Raw genomic sequence first — 13678 nt, 5'->3', positions numbered from 1 at the left:
ACTATGGTCCTAAGTCTAGCGGTTGCAGGGGAGAGCTGTATCGGGGCATGGCGATTGGCCTTGTGGACGTATCGCCGGCCGCCTCCCGCGAAGGGTCAGCGCCCGTCCGCCTTCGGCGTACGCGCCAGGCAGTAAACGTCGATCCGCGCTGCGCCGGCCGCGCGCAGCAGGCGGGCCAGCGCTTCGGCGGTGGCGCCGGTGGTCAGTACGTCGTCGACCAGCGCCAGGTGGCGGCCGGCGACGGACGCGGGGGCGGTCAGGGCGAAAGCGCCGCGCAGGTTGCGCCGGCGCGCGATGGCATCCAGCTCCTGTTGTGCCGGGGTATCGTGCAGGCGCAACAGCAGGTGTTCTTCCACCGGCAGCTTGAGGGGCTGGCCCAGCCAGCGGGCGAGCATGTGCGCCTGGTTGAAGCCGCGCCGACGCAGCCGGCCTTGCGCCAGCGGCACCGGCAGCAGGCTGTCGGGACGCGGCAGGCCCTCGGCGTAGACATGTTGCAGGTGGCGGGTGAGCAGTTCGCCGAGCAGCCGGCCCAGCGGCCAGCGCGCCTGGTGCTTGAAGCGGGCGATCAGGGTGTCGACGGGGAAGGCGTAGCGCCAGGGCGCTTCCACCCGGTCGAAGGCCGGCGGCCGCTTCTGGCAGGCGCCGCAGATCAGGTCCGCCGCCGGCAGCGGCAGGGCGCAGATCGCGCAGCGCGCGCCGAGCCAGGGCAGTTCGGCTTCACAACTGGCGCACAGCGGCAGGCCGATTTCCGCCGGCTCGTCGCAGAGTAGGCAGGATTGGTTGTTTTTTATCCAGTTGTAAACCTGTCTTAATGTGTGTGGTTGACAGTGCATCGGGCTTCCCTAAACTTATGCCGCCATGGCGCCACGCACTCTAGCAGGTCGTGGCCCCCGACCTGCCCGTCTGCTCGGGCCCTTCTTGCAAGGAAGAATCCATGAGTGCCTCCGCCGCCTCCCTGCGTCACGACTGGACCCTCGACGAGGTCCGGGCGCTGTTCGAACTGCCGTTCAACGATCTGCTGTTCCAGGCGCATGTGGTGCATCGCCAGCATTTCGACCCCAACCGCGTGCAGGTGTCGACCCTGCTGTCGATCAAGACCGGGGCCTGCCCGGAGGACTGCAAGTACTGCTCGCAGTCCGGCCACCACAATACCGGGCTGGACAAGGCCAAGCTGATGGAGGTGCAGAAGGTCATCCGGGCCGCCGCCGAGGCCAAGGCCATCGGTTCCACCCGCTTTTGCATGGGCGCCGCCTGGAAGCACCCTTCGGCCAAGGACATGCCCTACGTGCTGGAGATGGTCAAGGGCGTGAAGGCCCTGGGCCTCGAAACCTGCATGACCCTGGGTACCCTGAGCCGCGAGCAGACCCAGGCGCTGGCCGAGGCCGGCCTCGACTATTACAATCACAACCTGGACACCTCGCCGGAGTTCTACGGCAACATCGTCACCACCCGCACCTACGCCGAGCGCCTGGAAACCCTGGCCCACGTGCGCGAAGCGGGGATGAAGATCTGCTCCGGCGGCATCCTCGGCATGGGCGAGTCCCTCGACGACCGCGCCGGCCTGCTGATCCAGTTGGCCAACCTGCCGGAACACCCGGAGTCGGTGCCGATCAACATGCTGGTCAAGGTCAAGGGCACTCCCCTGGAGAACGCCGAGGACGTCGATCCCTTCGACTTCATCCGCACCCTCGCCGTGGCGCGGATCATGATGCCCCGATCCCACGTGCGTCTGTCCGCCGGCCGCTCCGAGATGAACGAGCAAATGCAGGCCCTGGCCTTCTTCGCCGGCGCCAACTCGATCTTCTACGGCGAGCGCCTGCTGACCACCGGCAACCCGGAAGCGGAGAAGGACATGCGCCTGTTCGCCCGCCTCGGCATCAGGCCGGAGGAGCGCGAGGAACATGCCGACGAGGTGCACCAGGCGGCCATCGAGCAGGCGTTGATCGAGCAGAAAAACAGCGCGCTGTTCTACGACGCCACCTCGGCCTGATCCTTCGCTTGCTGGATGGATAAAGCGCCATCCACCCCACGCAGGTCGAAACCTGTTCGTAAGGTGGATAACCCGCTTGCGGTTATTCACCGTCCCTTACTCCTGCGGATAGTCCAATGAGCTTCGATCTCGCCGCCCGCCTCGCCGCCCGCCGCGCCGAGCACCTCTACCGCCAACGCCCGCTGCTGGATAGTCCGCAGGGCCCGCAGGTGCTCGTCGACGGCCGGCCGCTGCTGGCCTTCTGCTCCAACGACTACCTGGGGCTGGCCAATCATCCCGAGGTGGTCCGCGCCCTGCGGGACGGCGCCGCGCATTGGGGCGTCGGCGGCGGCGCCTCGCACCTGGTCGTCGGCCACGGCACGCCGCATCACCGGCTGGAGGAGGCGCTCGCCGAATTCACCGGCCGCCCGCGTGCGCTGCTGTTCTCCTCCGGCTACATGGCCAACCTGGCGGCGGTGACGGCGCTGGTGGGGCAGGGTGACAGTGTGCTGGAGGACCGCCTCAACCACGCTTCGCTGCTGGATGCCGGGCTGCTCTCCGGAGCGCGCTTCGCGCGCTATCTGCACAACGATCCGGCGAGTCTCGTCGGGCGCCTGGAAAAGGCGACGGGCAATACTCTGGTGGTCACCGACGGCGTGTTCAGCATGGACGGCGACCTGGCGAACCTGCCGGCGCTCTGCGCCGCGGCAAGGCAGAAGGGCGCCTGGGTCATGGTCGACGACGCCCACGGCTTCGGCCCGCTGGGCGCGCACGGTGGCGGCATCGTCGAGCATTTCGGCCTGGGGCCGGAGGACGTGCCGGTGCTGGTCGGTACCCTGGGCAAGGCCTTCGGTACCGCCGGGGCCTTCGTCGCCGGTAGCGAGGAGCTGATCGAGACGCTGATCCAGTTCGCCCGCCCCTACATCTACACCACCAGTCAGCCGCCAGCGCTGGCTTGCGCCACCCTGAAGAGCCTCGAACTGCTGCGTACCGAGGATTGGCGCCGCGAGCACCTGAACCGTCTGATCGCCCGCTTCCGTGCCGGCGCCGTCGAGCTGGGCCTGGCGTTGATGGATAGCCCGACGCCGATCCAGCCGCTGCTGATCGGAGCCAGCGCCTGCGCTCTGGAGTTCTCTCGTCTGCTGCGCGAGCGCGGTTTCTTGGTCGGCGCCATCCGCCCGCCGACCGTACCGGCCGGCACCGCGCGGCTGCGGGTGACCCTCTCCAGCGCCCACAGCGAAGAGCAGGTCGACCGCCTGCTCGCCGCGCTGGGCGAATGCCAGGCCCTGTTGCCCGCGGAGGAAGACGCATGACTCGGCTGATCCTGTTGCCCGGCTGGGGCCTCGGCCGGGCTGCCCTGGAGCCGCTGGCCGGTGCCTTGCGCGAGCGGGGCTTGGATGTCGGACTGGCCGGGCTGCCGGCACTGGACGAGAGCGATCCCGAGGCCTGGCTCGCCGAACTGGACGCCCGCCTACCGCAGGGTGTCTGGCTCGGCGGCTGGTCGCTCGGCGGCATGCTCGCCACGGCGTTGGCGGCGCGGCGCGGCGAAGGTTGCCGCGGGCTGCTGACGCTGGCCAGCAATGTCCGTTTCGTCGCCGGCGCGGACTGGCCGCAGGCGATGCCCCCGGATCTGTTCGCCGTCTTCCGCGATGGCTGCGCGCAGGACAGCGTTGCCATTCTCAAGCGCTTCGCGCTGCTCTGCTGCCAGGGTTGCACCGAGGTCCGCAGCCTGTCGCGCCGGCTCAACCAGGGCATCCCGGCAGAAGAAACGGTGCAGCGGCTCGCCGGCCTCAAGGTACTCGCCGCGCTGGACAACCGTGCGGCGCTGGCGGCCTTCACCGGCTCGCAACTGCACCTGCTGGCCGAGGCCGACGCCTTGGTCCCGGTGGCCGTGGCCGAGCCTCTTCAGGCCTTGCTGTCGCGCACTGCAGTCGAGCGCGTCGCCGGGACCGGCCATGCCTTCGTCCTCGAACGGCCGCAGGCATTGGCCGCGCGCCTGGCCGCTTTCATCTGCGAGGCCGGCGATGATTGACGCCGACCCGAACGTGCTGCTGGACAAGCGCCGGATCGCCGCATCCTTCTCCCGTGCCGCAGCCAGCTACGACGGCGTGGCCGGGCTGCAGCGCGCAGTCGGCGCCGAATTGCTGGCGCGCCTGCCGGCCGCTCTGCGCGCGCAGCGCTGGGTCGACCTGGGCAGCGGCACCGGCCATTTCTCCCAGGCGTTGGCCGAACGTTTTCCCGCCGGGCAGGGCATGGCGCTGGACCTCGCCGAAGGCATGCTGCGCCACGCCCGGCCGCGCGGCGGTGCGGCGCACTTTGTCTGCGGCGACGCCGAGTGCCTGCCGCTGGCCGGGGCCAGCCAGGATCTACTGTTCTCCAGTCTGGCGCTGCAATGGTGCGGCGACTTCGCCGCGGTGCTCGGCGAGGCGCACCGAGTGCTGCGTCCGGGCGGCGTCTTCGCTTTCAGCAGCCTGTGTGTCGGCACCCTGCAGGAGTTGCACGATAGTTGGCAGGCGGTCGACGGCTTCGTCCATGTCAACCGCTTCCGCCGTTTCAGGGATTACCGGCAACTGTGCGCCGACAGCGGTCTCGACATTTTCGACTTGCACATGGAGACGCGGCTGCTGCACTACCGCGACCTGCGCCAACTGACTCATGAACTTAAGGCGCTCGGTGCGCACAACCTCAACCCCGGCCGTCCAGACGGTCTCACCGGCCGCGCGCGGCTGCTGGCGCTGGTCGAGGCCTACGAGCGTCTGCGTACGCCGGCGGGGCTGCCGGCCACTTGGCTACCGGTCTACGGCGTGCTGTGCCGGCGCCTTGAATAAGTCATGCCGTGCGACACGGACGCCGGGCGGGCACGGCGGCCATCGTGCGCTACTCTTCTGCCAGTGCGCCTGGCAACGGACCCTGCCCATGCCCTCCATCTACCAGCTCAAGCCGCGTTTTTAGAACCTGCTGCGCCCTCTCGTGCGGCGCCTCCAGGCGTGCGGTGTCACCGCCAACCGGGTAACCCTCGCGCCGTGGTTTCCGTGCTCCTGGGTGCGCTGGTCGCCGCTTTCGCCGAGCGTGCCCGGCTGTTCGCCCTGATTCCACCGTGGTGCTCCTGCGCATGGTGCTGAACGCCATCGACGGCATGCTCGCCCGCGAGTTCGGCCAGCAGTCGCGCTTCGGCGTCTACCTCAACTAATTGTGCGATGTGATCGCCGACAGCGCGCTTATCCTGCCTTTCGCGTTGCTGCCGGGGGGACACCCCTATGGGTGGTGCTCGCGGCCCTGCTCGTGCTGATCGCCGCGCTGCTGCTCTGGACCCTGGCCAACTGTGCACGCCAGAGCCTCGCCGAGGCCGGGCGGAACCATCCGTCGGCCTGAGCAGCTTGAGGCTCCCCTTGTCCGCATGCGGGAGACGACTGCGCGAACACAGGGGAACGAGGAGGTTGGGGCCGAGGGAATGGGCTGGGTGGCGCATCGCCGACGCCCCTTCTCTACGTGCATATCGTCAGCAAGGAGCGATCCGGTGAACGACTCGCAGACTCCGCCGTCCGGCGAAGAGTCGCCCGGCACTTGCCGATCGCCTAGCTGGTGCTGGTGGTACAACTCTCCGATGTGCTGCGGTATGTCTGTGGCAAGCTCTTCGGTAAGCGCAGGATCGCTTTGCGCCTGTCGCTGTCCAAGACCGTCGAAGGCTTCGCCGGCGGCATTGTTCTCGCCACTCTGGCCGGTACCGCACTCCACTGGATCACCCCGTTCGATCTCTTGCAGGCGTTCGCCATCGTCCTGACCGTCACGCTGCCCGGTTTCTTCGGCGGGCTGGTCATGTCCGCCATCAAGCGCGACCGCGGCGTGAAGGATTGGGGCCGCATGATCGAAGGGCATGGCGGCATGCTCGACCGGCTGGATTCGGCGTGCTTCGCGGCGCCGGTGTTCTTTCATGTCTTGAAATGGGGATGGGGGTGCGAGGTCCCATTTGCTTCTGCGGCGCTCCGGCAGGGGTGCTGGGGTTTCGGGAGGGAGGCCGCTATGATGCTGGCGTCATGCGTCACATTGATACGGAGCATGGAATGCTGACTTTATTAAGGCTCCTCGAAGATGGGCGTTTTCATTCCGGGCAGGCAATTGGCGATGCATTGTGCATCAGTCGGAATGCCGTCTGGAAACAGGTGCAGCGGCTGGAGTCCGAGCTGGGGATAGCGTTGAACCGGGTGCGGGGGCGGGGTTATCAGTTGGCCAGTCCATTGGTTTTGTTGAACGATGCGGTGCTGCGTGACAAGGGTTTGTCCGATATCTGGCCCTTTCATATTTACGAGTCATTGGATTCGACGAGCGTCGAGGCGACCAGACTCGTAGCTAAGGGCGTCGAGCCGCCTTTTCTTGTCCTGTCGGAGAGACAGACTTCCGGGCGTGGGCGGCGCGGCCGTATTTGGCAAAGTCCGTTCGGAGTGAATGTCTATTCGAGTCTGGTGCTGCGAGTTCAAAAGGGGGCTCGCCAGTTGGAAGGCCTGAGTCTCGTGGTGGGCCTGGCGGTGATGCGGGCGCTGCGGGCATCGGGTCTCAATGAAGCCGGCTTGAAATGGCCGAACGATATTCTGGTGGGCGGAAAAAAAATTGCAGGAATTCTATTGGAGTTGACCGGCGATCCTGCGGATGTTTGCCATGTCGTCGTGGGTGTTGGTGTGAACGTCAATATGGCGAATGCGGAGGGTATCGAACAGCCCTGGACTTCCATGAAACTGGAACTACAGCGCATGGTCGATCGAAATGAGTTCATCTGTGTATTGAATCGGCAATTGCACGGGTATTTGAGCCGACATGCGGAGCTGGGGTTCGCCGCGTTTCAGGAGGAGTGGGAGTCGAATCACTTGTGGCAGGGGTGCGAAGTGATGCTGGCTTCGGGGACGCAACGGATCGAGGGGATGGTCCTGGGGATCGACCGTGTGGGGGCCCTGCGCCTGAGCGTTAGCGGGGTGGAGCAGCGTTTCAGTGGTGGAGAGATCAGCCTGAGGTTGCGTGATGATCGTCGAGCTTGACTGTGGCAACAGTTTTATAAAGTGGCGAATCATCGATGCGTTCTCTCGAGTGCTCTCAAGTGGCGTGGTCGGATCGATCGAAGAACTGGTCCATGCTCTGGACGAGGCCCGAACGTCCCATGAGTTCGCCCATTGCCGCATGGTCAGTGTGCGTAGCGACGATGAAGTTGCCCGGCTTGAGAATGTTCTTGCACAAAGGTTCGGGCTTTGTGTGTCGACCGTGCGGCCGGCATCCTGCCTGGCAGGAGTGCGAAACGGCTATTTGAATCATGAGCGGCTCGGTCTCGATCGATGGATGGCCGTTGTCGCTGCCCACCGACTCTCGGCCGGTGCCTGTCTAGTGCTGGATCTAGGAACCGCGGTCACGGCCGATTTCGTCGATGCCGACGGCGAGCACAGGGGGGGATTCATCTGTCCCGGATTGCCGCTGTTGCGCCGTCAATTGCGCGAGCATACCAGGCGCATCCATTACGATGCGGTTGCCGCCAACGACTTGACGGGTGGGTCGTTCGCTCCGGGGCGCTCCACGGCCGAGGCGGTCGAGCGTGGCTGTGTCCTGATGCTGAGGGGATTCGTTGCTTCCCAATTGGAATTGGCCAAGGAGCATTGGGGGGATCGTTTCGAGATATTCCTGACGGGGGGGGACGCTTCTTTGGTTGCCGATGTCTTGCCTTGCGCGAAAGTTGTGCCGGATCTGATTTTCATCGGGCTTGCCATCGCCTGTCCCATCCCCTCCTGAGGTCATGCATGCGCTGGCTTTTCCTTTTGCTGGTGGTATTGAATTTCTCTTATTGGATCTTGAACGAGCGTCTTGCTTTTCGGCAGGGGGATGAAAGTGCTGCTTCTTCGTCTGGTGATGCGGGGCCGGGAATTCAGCTTCTCAGTGAGTCGGAGATCGCCGCGCGGTTGAACGGGGGCAGGTCCGGAAAAAACGAGTGTCTGTTTCTGTGGGGCGGATTGTCCGAGGAACGGGGGCGCCAGATCGTGCAGCGGCTGCTGAGCCTCGACATTGCTTCCAGCTTGGAGCGGTTCAAGCGCATTGTCGCGGAGGATTATCTGGTGTACTTGCCACCGCTGGCGTCTCGTCATGCAGCTTTGCAGCGGTTGAAGGAGCTGCAGGCAAGGAAAATCGACAGTTATGTCATCGCTCAAGGAGAGCTGACCAACGGCATTTCGCTGGGGGTTTTCTCGCGGGCCGAGCCTGCGGAAGCTGCAGTTCGGCACTTCAGGGAGGCCGGCTACGAGCCCGCGATGCGCGAGTTGCCACAGGTACGGCAGGATTATTGGGTAAGGGTAGCGCCCAGCGGGGCCCGGTTGTTCGACGAGCATCTCATGGAGAGTCTTGTGCAATCCTTCCCCAAGTTACGGCAACTGAAAAAGGAGTGTGAGGGGGTTGCAAGTCCTGTTCGCCTTGAATAGAATTACGCCCGCTTTCAGGCAATGGCTGGTTCGAGTATCGCGGGAAGCAGCGGTCAAGTGAGCTAAGCTCAAGTTTTTTAAGGGAAAACTCTTGACGGCTACCAGGTGGCGAGGCATGATGCCGCCGGGTTTTAGGAGGGGTTCCCGAGTGGCCAAAGGGATCAGACTGTAAATCTGACGTCTTCGACTTCGAAGGTTCGAATCCTTCCCCCTCCACCAGATTTTCGCATTGGCCTAACGGCTGCGCGGGTATAGTTCAGTGGTAGAACCTCAGCCTTCCAAGCTGATGATGCGGGTTCGATTCCCGCTACCCGCTCCAGTTTGGTTTTTGCTGGTTTTTTGCTCATGTAGCTCAGTTGGTAGAGCACACCCTTGGTAAGGGTGAGGTCAGCGGTTCAAATCCGCTCATGAGCTCCAAATATCAAGGCAGATATGAAAATATCTGCCTTTATTTTGGCGGTGTGATTATTGTGGGGTGGTTTCGATGGCTAAGGAAAAGTTCGAGCGTAACAAACCGCACGTCAACGTTGGCACCATCGGTCACGTGGACCATGGCAAGACCACTTTGACGGCTGCTCTGACCAAGGTTTGTGCCGAGACCTGGGGTGGCGCCGCTCGTGCCTTCGATCAGATCGACAACGCTCCGGAAGAAAAGGCGCGCGGTATCACCATCAACACCTCGCACGTTGAATACGACTCCGCGACCCGTCACTACGCGCACGTCGACTGCCCCGGTCACGCCGACTACGTGAAGAACATGATCACCGGCGCCGCCCAGATGGACGGCGCGATCCTGGTCTGCTCGGCCGCCGACGGCCCCATGCCGCAGACCCGCGAGCACATCCTGCTGTCCCGTCAGGTGGGCGTTCCCTACATCGTCGTGTTCCTGAACAAGGCCGACATGGTCGACGACGCCGAGCTGCTGGAACTGGTCGAGATGGAAGTGCGCGATCTGCTGTCCACCTACGACTTCCCGGGCGACGACACCCCGATCATCACCGGCTCCGCCCTGATGGCGTTGGAAGGCAAGGACGACAACGGCATCGGCGTCTCCGCCGTGCGCAAGCTGGTGGAAACTCTGGACTCCTACATTCCGGAGCCGGTGCGTGCCGTCGACCAGCCGTTCCTGATGCCGATCGAGGACGTGTTCTCGATCTCCGGTCGTGGCACCGTGGTGACCGGTCGCGTCGAGCGCGGCATCGTCAAGGTGGGTGAGGAAGTGGAAATCGTCGGTATCCGTCCGACCACCAAGACCACCTGCACGGGCGTGGAAATGTTCCGCAAGCTGCTCGACGAGGGGCGTGCCGGCGAGAACATCGGCGCCCTGTTGCGCGGCACCAAGCGTGAGGACGTGGAGCGCGGCCAGGTTCTGGCCAAGCCGGGCACCATCAAGCCGCACACCAAGTTCGAAGCCGAAGTGTACGTGCTGTCCAAGGAAGAAGGTGGTCGTCACACGCCGTTCTTCAAGGGCTACCGCCCGCAGTTCTACTTCCGTACCACCGACGTGACCGGTAACGTCGAGCTGCCGGAAGGCGTCGAGATGGTGATGCCGGGCGACAACATCAAGATGGTCGTCACCCTGATCGCTCCGATCGCCATGGAAGACGGTCTGCGTTTCGCTATCCGCGAAGGCGGTCGTACCGTCGGCGCCGGTGTGGTGGCCAAGATCATCGAGTAATCGTTGATCTTTGTTTCTGGGGCTGGCACGATGGTCAGCCTCGTCAAAGTTATAGGCCAGTAGCTCAATTGGCAGAGCGGCGGTCTCCAAAACCGCAGGTTGGGGGTTCGATTCCCTCCTGGCCTGCCAGATTTCAAGAGAATTCTGGCATTTCTTTATAGGGTCTCTCGGATGAATTCCAAGGCTGAAGCTGAAGCTAAAGAGTCTCGCTTTGATGTGGTGAAGTGGCTCGTGGTGGTGGCCTTGGTCGCGGTGGGTGTGGTTGGTAATCAGCTATACTCCGACGAGTCCATCCTGTATCGCGTTATTGCATTGCTGGTCTTGGGGCTTGTGGCAGCCTTCGTCGCGCTCAGGACTAATCAGGGGCAGGCTTTTTTCTCTCTCGCGAAAGAAGCGCGTGCCGAAATCCGCAAGGTTGTCTGGCCGACCCGCCAGGAAACTACACAGACCACGTTGATCGTGGTGGCTGTGGTTCTGGTGATGGCGTTGCTGCTGTGGGGGCTAGACTCCCTACTCGGCTGGCTGGTCTCCGTGATCGTTGGGTAAGGGTGCACTCGTGGCTAAGCGTTGGTACGTCGTTCATGCCTATTCGGGCTATGAAAAGCATGTTATGCGCTCGCTGATCGAACGGGTCAAGCTCGCCGGGATGGAAGATCAATTCGGCGAGATTCTGGTTCCCACCGAAGAAGTGGTGGAGATGCGGAACGGCCAGAAGCGGAAAAGCGAGCGCAAGTTCTTTCCAGGGTACGTGCTGGTCCAGATGGAAATGAACGAGGCGACATGGCACCTGATTAAGGACACGCCTCGTGTCATGGGCTTTATCGGTGGTACCGCCGACAAGCCGGCGCCGATTACCGACAAGGAGGCTGAGGCTATCCTTCGTCGAGTGGCCGACAGCGGTGATCGGCCGAAGCCGAAGACCTTGTTCGAGCCGGGCGAGGTAGTGCGTGTGATCGATGGCCCCTTCGCGGATTTCAACGGCGTCGTCGAAGAGGTCAATTACGAAAAGAGCCGCATCCAGGTGGCGGTGCTTATTTTCGGTCGCTCCACACCAGTGGAGCTGGAGTTCAGTCAAGTCGAAAAGGCGTAGCTGATGAAGTTGCCCACACCCCGCAGTCGCTGGCTGCGGGGTTTTGTCGTCGCTAGGGCAATCGCGAAAGCAATAGGGGAGCCCTCGGGCGTTTGAACCCGTAACTGGAGTTTTACATGGCTAAGAAGATTCAAGCTTATATCAAGCTGCAGGTGAAGGCCGCTCAGGCCAACCCGTCGCCGCCGGTCGGTCCTGCCCTGGGCCAGCACGGGGTCAACATCATGGAGTTCTGCAAGGCGTTCAACGCTAGGACCCAAGGCATGGAGCCGGGCCTGCCGACTCCGGTGATCATCACCGTCTATAGTGACCGCAGTTTTACCTTCGAAACCAAGAGCACCCCGGCGTCTGTTCTACTGAAGAAAGCGGCTGGCATCTCCAGTGGCTCTTCCCGCCCGAACACCCAGAAGGTCGGCACCGTGAACCGTGCCCAGTTGGAGGAGATCGCCAAGGCCAAGCAGGCCGATCTGACCGCCGCTGACCTGGAAGCCGCTGTACGCACCATCGCTGGCTCTGCACGCAGCATGGGCCTGAATGTGGAGGGTGTTTAAATGGCTAAGCTGACCAAGCGCCAGAAGGCGATCGCTGCAAAAGTGGAAGCCGGGAAGCAGTATGGCTTCGAGGAAGCCGCGGCCCTGCTGGCGGAGCTCTCCACCATCAAGTTCAAAGAATCTGTCGATATCGCCATCAACCTGGGCGTGGACCCGCGTAAGTCCGACCAGGTCGTGCGTGGTGCCACCGTATTGCCGAATGGCACCGGCAAGGACGTTCGCGTCGCCGTGTTTACCCAGGGCCCTGCCGCCGAGGCAGCTCTGGCTGCCGGCGCCGACAGGGTGGGCATGGATGAGCTGGCTGCCGAGATGAAGGGTGGCGATCTGAACTATGACGTGGTCATCGCCTCTCCGGACGCGATGCGTGTTGTCGGTCAATTGGGCCAGATTCTCGGTCCGCGTGGCCTGATGCCCAACCCGAAAGTAGGCACCGTGACCCCCGACGTGGCGTCTGCCGTGAAGAACGCGAAGGCTGGTCAGGTGCGTTTCCGTACCGACAAGAACGGCATCATCCACGCTTCGGTGGGCAAGATCGATTTCGAACCGATCAAGCTGAAGCAGAACGTTGAAGCACTGCTGAGCGATCTGAAGCGCCTGAAACCGTCCACCTCCAAGGGTATCTATGTCAAGCGCGTGACTCTCAGTTCGACCATGGGGCCGGGGCTGGTCATCGATCAGGCCTCCTTGGAGGCCTAAGCATTGAGCGTGGCGGATCGGTCCGTCACGCCGAATATTGGGGTCCCTGCCTGGCGGGGGCTGTCCAAGACCGTAGGTGGTGCAAGCCTTAAACCTTCAGCCTACGCAGATGGTGCTCCCGATTCGTACCGAATCAGACACCAAAGCGCCGCCCGGCTCTGCCGGGCGAAACGGTAACATCCAGGAGTGAACCCGTGGCAATCAAGCTCGAAGACAAGAAGGCCATCGTCGCTGAAGTCAACGAGGCTGCCAAAGCTGCCCTGTCCGCTGTCGTGGCCGATGCCCGTGGCGTGACAGTCGGCGCCATGACCGGACTCCGTAAAGAGGCCCGCGAGGCTGGTGTGTACGTGCGAGTCGTACGTAATACCCTGGCCCGCCGCGCTGTCGCAGGCACTCAGTTCGAGATCCTGAACGACGCGTTCAAAGGCCCGACCCTGATCGCTTTCTCCAACGAACACCCGGGCGCCGCTGCCCGGATCTTCAAGGAGTTCGCCAAGGGTCAGGACAAGTTCGAGATCAAGGCTGCTGCATTCGAGGGGCAGTTCCTCGCAGCCAACCAGATCGACGTACTGGCTACTCTGCCGACCTACAACGAAGCCGTTGCACAGCTGATGAGCGTGATTCAAGGCGCTACCAGCAAGCTGGCTCGTACCTTGGCGGCAATTCGCGACCAGAAAGAAGGCGCGGCAGCCTGATCGGCGCCCGGCTTCCTTCGATTTCATATTTAACTTTGATGGCCGCGAAAAGGCCGTCTATCTCTAATAGGAATTAGAGTCATGGCTCTGACCAACGAAGATATCATCAACGCCGTATCCGAAATGTCCGTCATGCAGGTCGTCGAACTGATCAAGGCGATGGAAGAGAAGTTCGGCGTGACTGCTGCCGCTGCCGTGGCTGCTGGCCCGGCTGCCGCTGCTCCGGTCGTCGAAGAGCAGACCGAGTTCACCGTCGTTCTGACCGAGGCCGGCGACAAGAAGGTGAACGTGATTAAGGTCGTTCGCGAGCTGACCGGTCTGGGCCTGAAAGAGGCCAAGGCCGTTGTCGACGGCGCTCCCGGCGTGGTCAAGGAAGGCATCTCCAAGGATGAGGCCGAGGCTGCCAAGAAGGCCCTGGAAGAAGCTGGCGCGAAAGTCGAGCTCAAGTAAGCGACGATCTTGCGTCTACAGCCTGCGCGCCCTTGCGTAAGGCTGATGGCTGGTGGCTGGAGCCACCGGCCTTTTTCCGTTGTGGGTGGCTTGCTATCTGCTACCG

15 protein-coding genes, 4 tRNA genes and 2 pseudogenes are annotated in these 13678 nt (G+C 63.1%); 20 read left to right on the top strand and 1 reads right to left on the bottom strand.

What is annotated here, in order from left to right; translation table 11 throughout:
• Positions 1 to 95: 95 nt before the first annotated feature.
• Positions 96 to 833 (bottom strand): ComF family protein, encoded by a 738-nt coding sequence (locus tag ACGI6K_RS18925; protein ID WP_376947992.1) that lies wholly within the window; start codon positions 831 to 833, stop codon positions 96 to 98.
• Between the two features lie 101 nt (positions 834 to 934).
• Here ACGI6K_RS18925 and bioB point away from each other — a divergent pair, with 101 nt between their 5' ends.
• From bioB to rplL, 20 genes and pseudogenes are all read left to right on the top strand, one after another.
• Positions 935 to 1990: a biotin synthase BioB gene (bioB, locus tag ACGI6K_RS18920; RefSeq protein ID WP_376947991.1), complete on the top strand. Its 1056-nt coding sequence runs from the start codon at positions 935 to 937 to the stop codon at positions 1988 to 1990.
• Between the two features lie 116 nt (positions 1991 to 2106).
• Complete coding sequence (bioF, locus tag ACGI6K_RS18915; protein WP_376947990.1) at positions 2107 to 3282, top strand: 8-amino-7-oxononanoate synthase; 1176 nt, start codon at positions 2107 to 2109, stop codon at positions 3280 to 3282.
• Positions 3279 to 4001 (top strand): alpha/beta fold hydrolase, encoded by a 723-nt coding sequence (locus ACGI6K_RS18910; protein WP_376947989.1) that lies wholly within the window; start codon positions 3279 to 3281, stop codon positions 3999 to 4001. The genes bioF and ACGI6K_RS18910 overlap by 4 nt, the downstream gene beginning before the upstream one ends.
• Positions 3994 to 4797 carry a malonyl-ACP O-methyltransferase BioC gene (gene bioC / locus ACGI6K_RS18905; RefSeq protein WP_376947988.1) on the top strand — a complete coding sequence of 268 codons (804 nt, stop codon included), beginning with the start codon at positions 3994 to 3996 and terminating at the stop codon, positions 4795 to 4797. Before ACGI6K_RS18910 ends, bioC begins: the two co-directional genes overlap by 8 nt.
• A gap of 127 nt (positions 4798 to 4924) precedes the next feature.
• Positions 4925 to 5156, top strand: a pseudogene (locus tag ACGI6K_RS18900) (CDP-alcohol phosphatidyltransferase family protein); the annotation flags it as partial.
• A gap of 392 nt (positions 5157 to 5548) precedes the next feature.
• Positions 5549 to 5920, top strand: a pseudogene (locus tag ACGI6K_RS18895) (phosphatidate cytidylyltransferase); the annotation flags it as partial.
• A 110-nt stretch (positions 5921 to 6030) separates the two neighbouring features.
• On the top strand, positions 6031 to 6996 hold the full coding sequence (gene birA / locus ACGI6K_RS18890) for a bifunctional biotin--[acetyl-CoA-carboxylase] ligase/biotin operon repressor BirA (protein ID WP_376947986.1): 966 nt from the start codon (positions 6031 to 6033) through the stop codon (positions 6994 to 6996).
• Positions 6980 to 7735 carry a pantothenate kinase gene (locus tag ACGI6K_RS18885; RefSeq protein WP_376947984.1) on the top strand — a complete coding sequence of 252 codons (756 nt, stop codon included), beginning with the start codon at positions 6980 to 6982 and terminating at the stop codon, positions 7733 to 7735. Before birA ends, ACGI6K_RS18885 begins: the two co-directional genes overlap by 17 nt.
• Before the next feature lie 8 nt (positions 7736 to 7743).
• The gene (locus tag ACGI6K_RS18880) at positions 7744 to 8415 is read left to right on the top strand and encodes an SPOR domain-containing protein (protein ID WP_376947982.1); all 672 of its coding nucleotides are present in this window, start codon (positions 7744 to 7746) and stop codon (positions 8413 to 8415) included.
• Positions 8416 to 8549: 134 nt separating this feature from the next.
• Positions 8550 to 8634 (top strand) — tRNA-Tyr (locus ACGI6K_RS18875).
• A 26-nt stretch (positions 8635 to 8660) separates the two neighbouring features.
• Positions 8661 to 8734: transfer RNA gene (locus ACGI6K_RS18870), tRNA-Gly, on the top strand.
• A 22-nt stretch (positions 8735 to 8756) separates the two neighbouring features.
• Positions 8757 to 8832 (top strand) — tRNA-Thr (locus tag ACGI6K_RS18865).
• 67 nt (positions 8833 to 8899) lie between these two features.
• Positions 8900 to 10093, top strand: a complete 1194-nt coding sequence (gene tuf, locus ACGI6K_RS18860; protein WP_377968817.1) for an elongation factor Tu — start codon at positions 8900 to 8902, stop codon at positions 10091 to 10093.
• Between the two features lie 53 nt (positions 10094 to 10146).
• Positions 10147 to 10222 (top strand) — tRNA-Trp (locus ACGI6K_RS18855).
• A gap of 42 nt (positions 10223 to 10264) precedes the next feature.
• Positions 10265 to 10639, top strand: coding sequence for a preprotein translocase subunit SecE (gene secE / locus ACGI6K_RS18850; RefSeq protein WP_376948042.1), 375 nt, complete (start codon positions 10265 to 10267; stop codon positions 10637 to 10639).
• Positions 10640 to 10649: 10 nt separating this feature from the next.
• Positions 10650 to 11183 carry a transcription termination/antitermination protein NusG gene (nusG, locus tag ACGI6K_RS18845; protein ID WP_039806181.1) on the top strand — a complete coding sequence of 178 codons (534 nt, stop codon included), beginning with the start codon at positions 10650 to 10652 and terminating at the stop codon, positions 11181 to 11183.
• A gap of 116 nt (positions 11184 to 11299) precedes the next feature.
• Entirely contained in the window at positions 11300 to 11731 is a 432-nt protein-coding gene (gene rplK, locus ACGI6K_RS18840; protein ID WP_376948041.1) for a 50S ribosomal protein L11, read from the top strand.
• On the top strand, positions 11732 to 12427 hold the full coding sequence (gene rplA, locus ACGI6K_RS18835) for a 50S ribosomal protein L1 (protein WP_012699293.1): 696 nt from the start codon (positions 11732 to 11734) through the stop codon (positions 12425 to 12427). It begins immediately after the preceding gene.
• Between the two features lie 194 nt (positions 12428 to 12621).
• Positions 12622 to 13122 (top strand): 50S ribosomal protein L10, encoded by a 501-nt coding sequence (gene rplJ, locus ACGI6K_RS18830; RefSeq protein ID WP_012699294.1) that lies wholly within the window; start codon positions 12622 to 12624, stop codon positions 13120 to 13122.
• A gap of 81 nt (positions 13123 to 13203) precedes the next feature.
• A complete protein-coding gene (rplL, locus tag ACGI6K_RS18825; protein WP_376948040.1) occupies positions 13204 to 13572 on the top strand; it encodes a 50S ribosomal protein L7/L12 in 369 nt (122 codons plus the stop codon).
• The last annotated feature ends 106 nt before the right edge of the window (positions 13573 to 13678 follow it).

The sequence above is a fragment of the Azorhizophilus paspali genome (genome assembly GCF_043587585.2).
GTDB lineage: Bacteria > Pseudomonadota > Gammaproteobacteria > Pseudomonadales > Pseudomonadaceae > Azotobacter > Azotobacter paspali.
The sequence above is the reverse complement of the archived record's forward strand: the minus strand, read 5'-3'. Positions and strand labels throughout refer to the sequence as shown.

Coding starts and splice junctions, on each gene's coding strand:
- bioB (WP_376947991.1), top strand. CDS start 935: ATGAGTGCCTCCGCCGCCTCCCTGCGTCACGACTGGACCCTCGACGAG.
- rplA (WP_012699293.1), top strand. CDS start 11,732: ATGGCTAAGCTGACCAAGCGCCAGAAGGCGATCGCTGCAAAAGTGGAA.
- rplL (WP_376948040.1), top strand. CDS start 13,204: ATGGCTCTGACCAACGAAGATATCATCAACGCCGTATCCGAAATGTCC.
- ACGI6K_RS18925 (WP_376947992.1), bottom strand. CDS start 833: ATGCACTGTCAACCACACACATTAAGACAGGTTTACAACTGGATAAAA.
- ACGI6K_RS18910 (WP_376947989.1), top strand. CDS start 3,279: ATGACTCGGCTGATCCTGTTGCCCGGCTGGGGCCTCGGCCGGGCTGCC.
- bioC (WP_376947988.1), top strand. CDS start 3,994: ATGATTGACGCCGACCCGAACGTGCTGCTGGACAAGCGCCGGATCGCC.
- bioF (WP_376947990.1), top strand. CDS start 2,107: ATGAGCTTCGATCTCGCCGCCCGCCTCGCCGCCCGCCGCGCCGAGCAC.
- ACGI6K_RS18880 (WP_376947982.1), top strand. CDS start 7,744: ATGCGCTGGCTTTTCCTTTTGCTGGTGGTATTGAATTTCTCTTATTGG.
- secE (WP_376948042.1), top strand. CDS start 10,265: ATGAATTCCAAGGCTGAAGCTGAAGCTAAAGAGTCTCGCTTTGATGTG.
- birA (WP_376947986.1), top strand. CDS start 6,031: ATGCTGACTTTATTAAGGCTCCTCGAAGATGGGCGTTTTCATTCCGGG.
- ACGI6K_RS18885 (WP_376947984.1), top strand. CDS start 6,980: ATGATCGTCGAGCTTGACTGTGGCAACAGTTTTATAAAGTGGCGAATC.
- rplK (WP_376948041.1), top strand. CDS start 11,300: ATGGCTAAGAAGATTCAAGCTTATATCAAGCTGCAGGTGAAGGCCGCT.
- tuf (WP_377968817.1), top strand. CDS start 8,900: ATGGCTAAGGAAAAGTTCGAGCGTAACAAACCGCACGTCAACGTTGGC.